Source organism: Nocardiopsis halophila DSM 44494 (assembly GCF_000341245.1).
In the GTDB taxonomy this organism is placed as follows: domain Bacteria; phylum Actinomycetota; class Actinomycetes; order Streptosporangiales; family Streptosporangiaceae; genus Nocardiopsis_A; species Nocardiopsis_A halophila.
This window is the reverse complement of sequence record NZ_ANAD01000157.1, coordinates 44460-56652: the sequence shown is the minus strand read 5'-3', so window position 1 is coordinate 56652 and position 12193 is coordinate 44460. Positions and strand designations below refer to the sequence as shown.

Genomic DNA, 12193 nt, shown 5'->3' with positions numbered 1-12193 from the left:
GTGCCGGGTGCGCTGGTGCTCAGGCCGCCAAGTGCCTGCGCGCATGGGCCGGGACGTCAGGGGCGGTCCGTTCGACCTGTTCCTTGACGTCGGCCAGTGTCTGTGCGGCCAGCTCCTTCCTCCAGGCCAGTTCGGCCCTGCGCATGGACTGGTCGATGAGGCAGGGCCCCCGGAGGGAGGAGGGGGATGCGTCGGGGGTGCGCTTGCGGATCTCGGCGCACCGGAAGGCGTCCTCTGGGCCCTCGATCGCCGCTACGACGTCCATGAGGGTGATCTGCTCCGGCTGCCGGGCCAGACGGAACCCGCCGCCCGGGCCCGGGGTGGAGAAGACGAGGCCCGCGCGCGCGAGCGCCTGGAGCTGCTTGTTCATATAGGCGGCCGGCAGGTCGTAGTACGCGGCGAGCCGCGTCGCGGTCACGGCCTTCTCCGGCCCCGTCCACGCCAGGTTGAGGCAGCTGTGCAGGGCCCACTCCACGCCTTCCGCCATCCGCATGGAACTGGATGCTAGATGTCCAGAATCGCATCGGCAAGGGGGGCGGCGCGCGGTGGCCGCACCCGGCCCCCGAACCCTCGCCCCGCCTCGTGCCGTACCCCTTGCTCTACCTCGTGAAGGGGGTCCGCCATCTCCGGCGCGGCCGGGGCTCCGGGTCCTCCCGGGGCGGCCGCGTCCAACGGCCGCTCTCGGCGCAGACCACGGAGGCGAGCCCCGAGGCCTCGGCGATGTCGGCGGCGCGAAGCGGGGCGGGGTCGTCTTCGGGGACGTAGGCCAGCTCCTCCGGGGACCCGACGATCCGGGCCCCGCAGGCGCGCAGGTCGTCGAGGTCCTCGGCGCTCCACTGGGCCACCTGTTCTCGGAAGCGGGGAGGGACCGCGGGTCGGGGGCCCCGTTCCTCCCGCTCTCGGAACGCCTCGACGATCCGGTCCCGCAGGAGCGCCCCCTCCTCGTGCGTCCACCCTCTGGCGGACAGGTTGGCGTTGAGCGCCCGCAGGACCTCCACCTCAGGGCCGGTCACTCCGCCGTGCACCGTCGTGCCCTCGGAGGGGGCGGGGAGCCGCTCGGCCTCCTCGGAGAGACCGCAGGCCTCCATGAACCGGCGCCACAGGCTGCCCGACCCCGACCCCGGATTGCAGACGACGGCGACGTCGTCGGCGCCCACCAGAGAGGCCCAGCGCTCAGCGAGCCGACCGAAGCCGAAGGCGCGCCACATGTGGGCGTCGAGTTCCTTCTCGATCTCCTCCCATCCCCGAGCGCGCTGGCCGGCCAGGCTCTCGATGAAGCGGGGGAAGCCCGCCGAGCGGCCGTTGCGCACATGCTGCTGCCACGACGAGGGGAGCAGGCGACCGAGGCTCCGGGCCGTGACCACCACCCGGACCTCGTCGGCCTCAAGCTCGTCGATCACCCGCTGCCCCGCGTCGGACCGCAGCACCGACAGGGCCTCGGCCGAGACCACGGCCGTCCCGGGGCATGCGCGCACGCGGTCGCGCAGGCGGATCCACCACTGCTCCTCCGCGGCAGCCCTGCGCGCGCCGACCCACGGGTACTCGCCGCCGAGAAGGCCGTAGGTGGCCGCCTCATGGGCGTTGACCCGCACGGGGCCCTGGTCGTCCGGCAACGGGTAGACCACCCCCAGCTCCTCAAGGGCGGCCGCGCGTTCCTCCAGCATCCGCTGCAGGTAGGTGGTGCCGGACTTCTGGACGCCGATGTGAAGGACGAGGCGCTGCGCCAAGGCCGGTCACTCCTGTCGGGGCGTGTGGCGTGCGGGGGTCGGCGCAGAACCTACCGGCGGCCAAGGGACGCACAGGCGAACGCCGGGCGAATTCCCCGGACTCAAGGGGAGGGGGAGACGGGGAGGGGAGACACCACGGGCGGGAGTGGTGCCAGCGTCATCGGAGGGGGCCGTGCCCCCGGTTTAGCGTCAGGCCATGCATCGAACCCCCGAGCACCCCCGGTACCGGGCCCTGGGCGCCGCCGCGGCGGGCGCGGCCGTCGTCCTCACCGCGGTCGCCCCGCCCGCACACGCGGCCCCCTCCGCCCCGGAGGAGATCACCTACGAGCTGCCCGCGCCCACCGGGCCCTACGACGTCGGCACCGCCGACCTCCGCTTGGTCGACGACGAGCGCACCACCCCGTGGACCGACGACGAGCGGGAGCTGGCGGTGAGCGTCTGGTACCCCGCCAAGCCGCGATGGTGGGACGAGGCCGCGACGCATGTGGACCAGGACGTCGGCGACCTGTTCACCGAGTACCAGACCGGGCAGCGCTTCGAGGGCGTCGACTGGGAGGGCGCCCCGGTGTCGGCCTTCACCGGGGCCCGTGCGGACCGGAGCGCGGGCCCCCTTCCGGTACTCCTCTACTCGCCGGGCGCGGCGGTCCCCCGGGGCTTCGGGACGTCGATCGTGGCGGACCTGGCCTCGCACGGCTATGCGGTGGTGACCGTCGACCACACGGGCGAGGCGCCGGTCCGGTTCCCCGACGGGCGCCTCGACGACGGGGAGCGCCACTGGGAGGACGAGCCGGACGTCATCCCCACCCTCCTGGAGACACGCCTGGCCGACACCCGGTTCGTCCTGGACACCGTTGAGGAGGCGTCGGAGAAGGGATGGCGCGACGCCGACGGGCGCAGGCTGCCCAAGGGGCTCGCCAAGGCCCTCGACCCCTCGGCCGCCGGCATGTTCGGCATGTCGCTGGGCGGGGCGACCAGCCTGCACGCGATGTACGCCGACGACCGCATCGACGCTGCCGCGGACCTCGACGGGAGCGTGGAGTTCACCGGGGACGAGGACTTCCCGGAGCGCTTCCCGGCCGCGCGGGAGGGGCTGGACCGGCCCTTCCTGTTCATGGGCGGGAGCAGGGAGCGCGACGGCGGCCTGACGCCGAACACGCACCGCACCTTCGACGACTGGGGCCGGATGTGGGACAACTCCACCGGCTGGAAGCGGGACGTGAACTTCCCTGAGGCGCGGCACTTCTCCTTCACCGACTTCCAGGCCGTCCTGCCGCAGGTCCAGGACGGACTGGGGATGAGCGACGAGCAGGCGGAAGGCGCGATCGGCACCGCGGAGGACCCGTTGCGGCTGCACTCCTCCCAGCGGGCCTACGTCCAGGCCTTCTTCGACCGCCATCTGAGGGGCGAGCCGCAGCCCATCTTGGAGGCCGACTCCCCAGAGCACCCCGACGCGCGCCTCATCGACTGAGCGGACCCGCTGCGGGACCGTTCAGTGCTCCCTCTCCTGCGCGGTGCCCCTGGTGTCCCCGGCGTCCCCGTCCTCTCCGGTGACGTCGGGGTCGTCGGGGTCGTCGCGCAGGGCCTCCTCGGCCAGGCGGAGGACCTCCGGGTCCATGTCGGGGACCGCACGCACCAGGTGGGCGAAGGAGGCGAGGACGGTCACCGCCCGGGTGCGGGCCGCCTCCATGGCGAGCAGGAACCGCCACGCCACCAGGCCGGCGACGTCCTTCCGGGCCTCCGGCCGTACCCAGGCCGTGGCGGCCATCGACAGCAGGGCCGCCTCGGCGGCCCAGTCCTCCGGGCCGAAGGCCAGGTCGATCAAGGCGGAGCGGCGCTCGGAGCCCTCCCAGGGCTGGTCGGCGCGGTGGTGGGCGATGCCCAGGCAGGCCCAGGCCTGCACTCGGCGGATCCAGGCCGGCCACACGCCCGCGGCCACGTTGGGCGGCGCCGGCGGGTGCGCCATCACGCCCAGCAGGTCCTCCAGCGGCAGCGCCGACAGCCGTACCGCGTCGTCGTAGGCGGCGGGCAGGTGCCGCCACGGGTAGGAGGCGAGCGTGCGCAGCGCCTCCTGGGCCTGATCGGACGGCGGCCCCACCGCGGGCTCGGCCGTGGTCCCGCGGTAGCGCCAGAGCCGCCGCTCGACGGCCCGGACCGGGCCGCGGCCGGCGACCTCGGGCACGGTGAGGCGCGGGTCGGGCACGGGCACCGCGCCCACCTCGACCGTGCAGCCGGGCGCGGCCAGGCGCAGCGCCAGGAGCGCGCTGGGCGGCTCCGGGGCGGAGACGGTGAGCGCGAGCCGGGAGCCCTCCGGGTCGACCCCCTGCTCCTGCAGCCGGTGGAGCACGTCGACGACGGCCTCGGTGGGAGGCGGGATCGGACCCAGCCAGTGGCGGGACTGCGAGCTCTGGGTCAGCACCCGGTCGGGGTGGTCGCCGCCGGGCCGTTCGCGCAGGTGGTCGGCGAGCGCGACCAGGTGCTCCAGCCGCCCGTCGAGCGAGAACCGCATGCCGCAGGCGGTGGGGAAGGCCGTGGGGTCCTGCGGGTCCTGCTCCAGCGCGCGCTCGACCCAGGCGAGGCCGTCGCGCGGCCGGCCCGCGGTGGCCAGGAGCTCACCGATGTCGGTGTGCAGGGCCAGGTTGCCCGGGTCGAACTCCAGGGCCCGCAGCCAGGCCCTCTCGGCCTCCTTCCAGCGCTTCTCGGCGCGGAAGGCGTAGCCGGCGGCCATGGCCGCGTGGAAGGAGGGTTCGACCGCCTCGGACCGCAGGGCGAGCGCGACGGCGTCCCCGGCCCTGCCGCAGCGGCGAAGCAGCATCGAGGCCGCCCAGAGGAGCTGCGGCTCCTCGGGGCGGGCCTCCAGGCACAGGTCGACCAGGGCGAGGTAGGGGCGCAGTGCCGACAGCACCTGCTCGCCGACGGGGTCGCCGAGCGCGCCGGCCAGACGCAGCAGGCTGTTGCGCACCAGCTCGGGCTCCAGCCGCTCGGCCGTCCGGCGCTCGTACATCCACGCGGCGTCGGCCCAGGCACCGTCGGGGCGGTGGCACTGGGCCGTCACCAGCAGCGGGAGCGCCTGGTCGGGGTGGTCGAGCACGGCGAAGGTGTGCGCCCGGGCCACCACGTCGCCCAGGTAGGCGGGCTGGTCGACGGGGTAGAGGCCGGGCCCGCCGTCGGGGTGGACGGCGAGCCGCGCCAGCAGTTCGTGGACTTCGGGCAGCCGCGGGTCGAAGGCGAGCGCACGGGCGACGTGGCCGGCGGCGTGCCGCAGGTCCCCGCCCTCCAGCGCGAGCCGCGCCATGCTCAGCTCGCCCTCGGCCTCAAGCCTCGGATCAGCGGTCCCCTCGTGGCCCTCGGCCATGTTCCCTCCCGCACAGTGCGCGGAAAGCCCCTGAGACGAGGCCCCCTAATGCCGGAGACACTGCCACAAACCGGTGACGCCGGGCTAATCCCTGTGCGTTTCTACCGGTCAGGGGGCGGGAGGGAGCAGAGACGCCAGGTCAGCGCGCGCGAAGCGCCCGAACCGTCCGGGCGCGAGACCGGCCCGCTCGGCGGTGACCTCGAACCGGCCCACCGACCATCCGGCCTCACGGGCCGCCTCCTCGGGGGCCAGGCTGTCGGCCAGCCAGGCCTCCCGCTCGGAGACGACCGCGCGGACCGCCTCGCGGGGCAGGGCCTCCAAGGCGCCGCGCCCGAACATGGGGTGGCCGCGGAACTCGCCCACCGGGGCGAGGAGACCGCGGTCGTGCAGGTCGAGGACGTCGTCCCGGCACACGTCCAGTCCGGTGCGCTCGGCCAGGACCTCCGCGGCCCGCACCGACCCGTGCCCGGGATGGTCGCCGATCTCGGCGCGCAGCACGGTGACGCGCTTGAGCAGCGCCTGCGCGGTCGGCCGCGACCACTTGCCGTCCTCGGTGTCGGGCGCGGGGAGCAGGCCGCGCTCGGCGGCGCGCTCGACCTGCCAGCGCTCCAGGCCGAGGAAGCGTGCGAGCTGTACGGGGCCGAAGGGGCGGCCCTTGTCGGCCCGCTCCTGCGGGTCCTCGGGCGGAGGGGCGGGCGCGGTGCGTTCGGCCAGTTCGGCCTCGATCTCCTCGACGCGGTCGGGAAGGGTCTTGGCCAGGGACTCCGACCAGTAGGTCCCGCGGATGTCGGGCGGCGGGACCAGGGCGAGCATGCAGGCGCGCTGGAAGTCGCCGTAGCGCATGCCCAGCCACTTGGAGAGCTGCATGGGACCGAATTCCCGTTCGGCTGCCATGGTTCGGCTCCTCTCATGGGGGCGGGCCACAAAGCTAGGCCGTAGGAGCCGCCGCCGGGGGCGCCGTTCACCGGGCTGTGGACGACCGCCTGCGGGCGGGAGCGGGGCCGGGGCGGTGAGCGTCGAACGTGCCGTGGACGGGGAGGGGAGGGCAGAGGAGCCGACAGGGAAGGAGTGGACCGATGCGCACGGGCACCGCGAAGGGGACCGCGGTGGTGTGGGTGGAGAGTCTGCGGTTGCAGTGCTGCGGGGACCCGTTCTCGGTGGGGGCGCAGGTCGAGTGGTACCTGCTCCCCGCCGAGCCCGGGGACCGCGCCTGGCTGGGCGAGATCCTGGACCGGCGCACGCTGGCGGGGATCACCCATCGGCAGGAGCACCACGCCGGCAGCCAAGAGCCGGAGGCGGTGGCGGGGACGGTCAGGAGGATCCGCGTCGTCCGCTGCCGCTATGCGGAGGTGCGCGGAAGCGCCCAGCGGGCCCTGCGCCCCGTGCCCGAGAGCACAGAGCTGGCCGAGGCCTCCCACGTGCACGGCTGGGAGTCCTCGGCCGAAGGGGCGCAGGTGGTCGGCTACCTGGTCGACCTGGAGACGGCCGACTGACGGCGGCGCCCGCGCCGGGGGTTCCGGCGCGGGCGCCCCCGGGGGGTCAGCCCAGGACCGCGAGCGCGTCGACCTCGACCAGCAGGCCCTTGGGCAGCCCCACATAGACGGTGGTGCGGGCGGCCGGGGCCTCCTGCAGGCCGGCGAAGAACTCGTCGTAGATCCGGTTGAACTCGGGGAAGTGCGCGGTGTCGGTCAGGTACACCCGCACCATCATCACGTCCTCCCAGGAGGCCCCGCCCTCCTTGAGGATCGCCTCGACGTTGGCGAAGGTCTGCAGCGTCTGCTCGCGCAGCCCCGGTCCGACCGGCTCGGGCGCCTTGCCCTCCTGGGCCGGGCCGAACCCGACCTGCCCGGCGACCTGCAGGATGTTGCCCTTGCGGACGCCGTGGGAGAACCGGGCGGGCGGGGTGGTGTGGGTGGCGGGGGTCAGGGCGGTCTTGGGCGTGGACGCGCTCATGCGTGCGGCCTCCTGGTGTCGGTGCGGTTCGGTCGGTGCAGTCGGTACGGAGTACGGCCGGTCCGGGGCGGTCGGGTCGGTTCGGGCGGTGCGCGGGTCAGCCCCCGCCGGGGGCGCGTCCGCAGTAGTCGGCGCTGACCGCCTCGGCGGTGCGCCGCACCTGGGGGAGGAGCGCCACCAGGGCGTCGGCGCCCACGACCACGTTGGGCGCGGACAGCGACATGGCCGCCGCGACGCGCCCGTCGGGGCCCCGGACGGGCGCGGCGACGCAGTTGATGGACTCCTCGTGGCCCCCCAGGTCGGTGGCCCACCCCTGTTCGCGCACCCGGGCGAGCTCGGCCAGGAAGGCCGGCGCGTCGGGGGTGGACCGGGGCGTGTAGGCGGGGTAGTCGAGCCGCTCGGCCAGCGCGCGGCGCTCGTCCGGGGGCAGGTCGGCCAGGAGCAGCTTGGCCACGGCGGCCACGGTGATGGCGACCGGTCTGCCGATCCGGGAGTACATCCGCACCGGGTAGCGGCTGTCGACCTTGTCGATGTAGACGACCTCGCCCTCCTCGTACACCGCCAGGTGCACGGTGTGGCCGGTCTCCTCGTTGAGGGCGACCAGGTGCGGGTGGGCGATCTCGCGGACGTCCAGCCCCTCCATGGCCTCCTGGGCCAGGGAGAACAGCCGCGCGCCCAGCCGGTAGCGCTGGTCGGGGCGGCGGTGGACCAGCCCGTGTTCGCACAGCGGCCGGAGCAGCCTCAGGGCTGTCGACTTGTGCACCCCCAGGCGCCGGGCGACCTGGTCCAGGGTGGCCGGCCCTTCGGCCAGCAGGGGCAGGACGCTCAGCGCGCGGTCGACGGTCTGGCTCATGGTGCGGCGGCCCTCTCTGCGCACGGTCGGGCCCCCTCGGTCCAACCGGGGGCGAGACGCAGTGTGCCCCAGGCGTCGTCGGAGAGCCCTGCCAGGGTGTCGGCGTGCCGCCGGGACGGGGGCGCCGCGAGGTCGCCGGGAACGGTGAGGGCGGCCGCGGCGGTGAGGTGGCCGTGGCGCAGCCGGGCCGCAAGCTCCAACCCGCGCAGGGAGGCCGAGAGGAACCCGGCCGCGAACGCGTCCCCGGCGCCCACGGGGGTGACGACCTCCACGGAGGGCGCGGGGGAGAAGACGCCGGTCGGCGCGTCGCCGGTGAAGGCGGTCGCGCCCGCGGGGCCCTGCTTGACGACGAGCGCCGCGGGTTCGGGCAGGGCCGAGCGGATCGCCCGCGGGCCGCCGGTGATGCCCCAGGCCGCCTCGGCCTCGTCCTCGCCGACGAAGACGAGGTCGCAGCCGCGGGCCAGCTCCAGCAGGACGTCGGGGGTGTCCGGCGCGTCGCGCCACAGTCCGATGCGGAGGTTCACGTCGAACGAGACCAGGGGCCGCCCTGGGCGCGGGGCGGTGAGCGCGCGCATCAGGGCCAGGCAGTCCTCGGACAGGGCGGGGGTGATGCCGGTCAGGTGCAGGACGCGTCCGGCGTCGGTGTCGGCGGTGTCGGTGTTCTGGGGTGACATGGCCGAGGCGGCCGACCCGCTCCTGTAGTAGAGGACCTCGGCCTGCCGTGCGCCGGAGGCGCCGGGGACACTGGGGACACTGGGGGCGATCCCGGTGGGGCGTTCGCCTCCGGTCCTGAAGTAGACGCCGGTGCGGCGCTCCGGGTCGCGTGCCACCGCGGAGGTGTCCACGCCGTAGGAGGAAACGGCCTGGACCAAATAGTCGCCGAAGCCGTCGGCGCCGACGCGGCCCACCCAGCGTGCGCTGTGGCCGGCCCCGGCGAGGGTGCAGGCGACGTTCGATTCGGCCCCGCCGAGCGCGCGCTCGAAGGAGGGGACTTCCGCGAGTCCTCCCGGCAGGGAGGGCAGGAAGGTCACCATGGACTCGCCGAGGCAGACCGCGTCGAAGCGCGGGTCCGTCGCAGGCGAGGCGGAGGCAGCCGTGAGGGGGTGCATGGGCGAGCCGCTCCTCGTCCACCGGCGGGGCCGGGATCGTCAGGTCGCACGGGCAGGCGGTCCCAGGGGCGCGGGGGACGCCGTTGACCGCCGTTCCCCCGGATGGTAGACAGCCAGATGCGCTACGCGCAACGCCCATTGCACATGTTGCAACGCATGACCCGGGAGCCGCGATGACCCCCTCGCCCCAGCACCGACTCAGCGGCCTGGACCGCCTGGCCGACGAGGTCGTCGACTTCCGGTTCAAAGGGCTCCCCCCGGACGCGGACGGCATGAGGGCCGGTGAACTCGCGGCCGAGAAGCGCAACCTGTTCACCGGCGGTTTCACCACTCCGGTCCTGGCGCTGTCGGCCGAGCGCACCGAGCACAACCTCGCGCTCATGGAGGCGTACACCCGGCGCCACGGGCTGGCGTTCGCCCCGCACGGCAAGACCTCTATGGCCCCGCAGCTGTTCGACCGCCAGCTGCAGCACGGCGCCTGGGGCATCACCCTGGCCGTCCCGCACCAGGTCCGCGTCGCGCGGGCCTTCGGCGTCCGGCGCGTCTTCCTCGCCAACGAGCTCACCGACCCGGCCGCGCTGCGCTGGCTCGCCGCCGAGCTCGACGCCGACCCCGGCTTCGTCTTCGCCTGCTACGCGGACTCGGTGCGCGGGGTGGAGCNGCGGGGGGCGGGCCCCCGCCGCCCGGTGGACGTGGTGGTGGAACTGGGCGCCGGCGAGGGCGCCCGCACCGGGGCGCGCGGTGCGGCCGCGTGCGCCGAGGTCGCCGACGCCGTCGGTGCCGCGCCGGCGCTGCGCCTGGTCGGGGTGGCCGGCTACGAGGGCGAGGTGCCCGGTGCCGACCGCGACCGGGTCGCCGCCTGGCTGCGCCGGCTGACCGCGTTGGCCGCCGACTTCGACCGGGCCGGCCGCTTCGCCGGCCTGGGGCCCGACGAGCCGGTCCTGGTGACCGCCGGGGGCAGCGCCTGGTTCGACGTCGTCGCCGAGGTCTTCGCCGAGCTGGAGGGGCTGAGCCGGCCGGTGCTCAAGCTGCTGCGCTCGGGCGCCTACGTCTCCCACGACGACGGCCTCTACCGTGAGCGCACCCCCTTCAACCGGATCCCCGAGGAGGGCGCGCTGGAGGCGGCCTTCACCTTGTGGGCGCAGGTGGTCTCCCGCCCCGAGCCCGGCCAGGCCTTCCTCAACGCCGGGCGCCGCGACGCCGCCTACGACCAGCACCTGCCCCGGCCCCGCCTGGTGCGCCCGTCCGACGGCGGGCGGGTGCGCGCGGCCGAGGGGATCGAGGTGACCTCCCTGTCCGACCAGCACGCCTGGGTGAGCGTGGCCGAGGGCGTGGAGCTGGAGGTCGGCGACTGGGTGGGGATGGGCCTGTCCCACCCCTGCACCATCTTCGACAAGTGGCCGATGGTGCCCATGGTCCGCGAGGACGGGACCGTCACCGACCTGATCCGCACGTTCTTCTAGGGGGCCGCCATGGACCTGGTCATCAGAGGCGCTCGGGTCGCCGACGGCAGCGGCGCCGCCTCCTTCACCGCCGATGTGGGCATCAGCGAGGGGCGGATCGCCGAGATCCGCCGCCGGAGCGGCGATGCCCCCCTCAGCGCCGCGCGCGCACTGGACGCCGACGGTCTCGTGCTGGCGCCCGGCTTCATCGACATGCACGCCCACTCCGATCTGGCCCTGCTGCGCGACCCCGACCACTCGGCCAAGGCGGCCCAAGGGGTCACGCTGGAGGTCCTCGGGCAGGACGGACTGAGCTACGCCCCTGTGGACGAGCGCACCCTGCGGCAGGTGCGCAGCGCGGTCACGGGCTGGAACGGCGACGGATCCGACATCGACTTCGACTGGCGGTCCGTGGGCGGGTACCTGGACCGCCTCGACCGGCAGGGCATCGCGGTCAACGCCGCCTACCTGGTGCCGCAGGGGAACGTCCGCATGCTCGTCATGGGGTGGGAGGACCGGGAGCCGACGCCGCAGGAGCTCGACCGGATGCGCCGCCTGGTCGCCGAGGGGATGGAACAGGGCGCCGTCGGCATGTCGTCCGGACTGACCTACACACCCGGCATGTACGCATCGCGGGGCGAGCTCACCGAGCTGTGCAAGGTCGTCGCCGAGTACGGCGGCTACTACTGCCCCCACCACCGCTCCTACGGAGCCGGAGCGCTGGAGGCCTACGACGAGATGGTCGGCCTGTCCCGGGAGGCCGGGTGCGCCCTGCACCTGGCCCACGCCACCATGAACTTCGCGCCCAACAAGGGGCGCGCTCAGGAGCTGCTGGACCTGCTCGACCGCGCGCTCCGGGACGGCGCCGACATCACCCTGGACACCTATCCCTACACGCCCGGGAGCACGACCCTGGCGGCGATGCTGCCCAGCTGGGCGAGTGAGGGCGGACCGGAGGCGGTCCTGGCGCGCCTGGCCGACCCGGACCGGACGGCGCGCATCCGCCACGTGATGGAGGTGGACGGCTCCGACGGCTGCCACGGAGTGCCGATCGAGTGGGACACCATCGAGATCTCCGGGGTGTCCGACCCGGCGCTGGCCCCCTACGTGGGCAGGACGATCGCCGAATCGGCGGCCGAGCGCGGGGAGGAGCCCTTCACCACCGCGCACCGGCTGCTGGTGGAGGACCGGCTCGGGTCCACGATCCTCCAGCACGTCGGGCACGAGGAGAACGTGCGGGCGGTCATGGGGCACCGGGTGCACACCGGGGGCAGCGACGGGATCCTCCAGGGCGACAAGCCGCACCCGCGCGCCTACGGCACTTTCCCGCGCTACCTCGGGCACTACGCGCGCGACGAGGGGGTGCTGTCGCTGGAGGAGTGCGTCGCCCACCTGACCTCGCGCCCGGCGGCCCGGCTCGGCCTGGCCGACCGGGGGCTGGTGCGCGAGGGGTACCGGGCCGACCTGGTCCTGTTCGACCCGCGGACCGTGGCGGCCGGGTCCACCTTCGAGCGGCCCCGGGCCCTGCCCGAGGGGATCCCGCACGTGCTGATCGACGGCGCGTTCGTGGTGCGGGACGGCGTCCGCACCGGCGTCCTCGCGGGCCGGGCGGTGCGCCGCCGCTGACCCGCCCGGCCCCGTGGCCGGATCCGGCCACGGTCCGGAACACGGCGTCGGGGCCGTTTCCGGGGCGCGGACGGCCGTCCCGGTGCGCGATCGGCGCGAACCGGTCACCCGGCCGTGGTTGGCTTCCCCTG

At 74.8% G+C, this 12193-nt stretch carries 11 protein-coding genes; 4 read left to right on the top strand and 7 right to left on the bottom strand.

Going from position 1 to position 12193, the window contains the following annotated elements:
* Window positions 1-19: 19 nt before the first annotated feature.
* Window positions 20-493, bottom strand: a complete 474-nt coding sequence (locus D450_RS0118460; protein WP_206539659.1) for an RrF2 family transcriptional regulator — start codon at window positions 491-493, stop codon at window positions 20-22.
* 106 nt (window positions 494-599) lie between these two features.
* Window positions 600-1727, bottom strand: a complete 1128-nt coding sequence (locus D450_RS0118455; protein ID WP_017540135.1) for a Clp protease/crotonase-like domain-containing protein — start codon at window positions 1725-1727, stop codon at window positions 600-602.
* A 196-nt stretch (window positions 1728-1923) separates the two neighbouring features.
* Here D450_RS0118455 and D450_RS0118450 point away from each other — a divergent pair, with 196 nt between their 5' ends.
* Window positions 1924-3195 carry an alpha/beta hydrolase family protein gene (locus D450_RS0118450; RefSeq protein ID WP_017540134.1) on the top strand — a complete coding sequence of 424 codons (1272 nt, stop codon included), beginning with the start codon at window positions 1924-1926 and terminating at the stop codon, window positions 3193-3195.
* Window positions 3196-3216: 21 nt separating this feature from the next.
* On the opposite strand, the gene D450_RS0118445 is transcribed toward D450_RS0118450, so the two are convergent.
* Both D450_RS0118445 and D450_RS0118440 read right to left on the bottom strand, forming a co-directional pair.
* Window positions 3217-5079 (bottom strand): tetratricopeptide repeat protein, encoded by a 1863-nt coding sequence (locus tag D450_RS0118445; RefSeq protein WP_017540133.1) that lies wholly within the window; start codon window positions 5077-5079, stop codon window positions 3217-3219.
* Window positions 5080-5187: 108 nt separating this feature from the next.
* Complete coding sequence (locus D450_RS0118440; RefSeq protein ID WP_241483206.1) at window positions 5188-5973, bottom strand: hypothetical protein; 786 nt, start codon at window positions 5971-5973, stop codon at window positions 5188-5190.
* 182 nt (window positions 5974-6155) lie between these two features.
* Between D450_RS0118440 and D450_RS0118435 the strand changes: the two genes are divergently transcribed.
* Window positions 6156-6572, top strand: a complete 417-nt coding sequence (locus D450_RS0118435; protein ID WP_017540131.1) for a DUF6578 domain-containing protein — start codon at window positions 6156-6158, stop codon at window positions 6570-6572.
* A 46-nt stretch (window positions 6573-6618) separates the two neighbouring features.
* Here D450_RS0118435 and D450_RS0118430 read toward each other — a convergent pair whose 3' ends face one another.
* From D450_RS0118430 to D450_RS0118420, 3 genes are all read right to left on the bottom strand, one after another.
* Window positions 6619-7032 (bottom strand): RidA family protein, encoded by a 414-nt coding sequence (locus D450_RS0118430; RefSeq protein ID WP_017540130.1) that lies wholly within the window; start codon window positions 7030-7032, stop codon window positions 6619-6621.
* Between the two features lie 97 nt (window positions 7033-7129).
* The gene (locus tag D450_RS0118425; protein WP_026128633.1) at window positions 7130-7885 is read right to left on the bottom strand and encodes an IclR family transcriptional regulator; all 756 of its coding nucleotides are present in this window, start codon (window positions 7883-7885) and stop codon (window positions 7130-7132) included.
* Window positions 7882-8994, bottom strand: coding sequence for a sugar kinase (locus D450_RS0118420; RefSeq protein WP_017540128.1), 1113 nt, complete (start codon window positions 8992-8994; stop codon window positions 7882-7884). Before D450_RS0118420 ends, D450_RS0118425 begins: the two co-directional genes overlap by 4 nt.
* Before the next feature lie 173 nt (window positions 8995-9167).
* Here D450_RS0118420 and D450_RS0118415 point away from each other — a divergent pair, with 173 nt between their 5' ends.
* Window positions 9168-10457 (top strand): type III PLP-dependent enzyme domain-containing protein, encoded by a 1290-nt coding sequence (locus D450_RS0118415; protein WP_017540127.1) that lies wholly within the window; start codon window positions 9168-9170, stop codon window positions 10455-10457.
* A gap of 9 nt (window positions 10458-10466) precedes the next feature.
* Complete coding sequence (locus D450_RS0118410; protein ID WP_017540126.1) at window positions 10467-12062, top strand: N-acyl-D-amino-acid deacylase family protein; 1596 nt, start codon at window positions 10467-10469, stop codon at window positions 12060-12062.
* Window positions 12063-12193 lie beyond the last annotated feature (131 nt).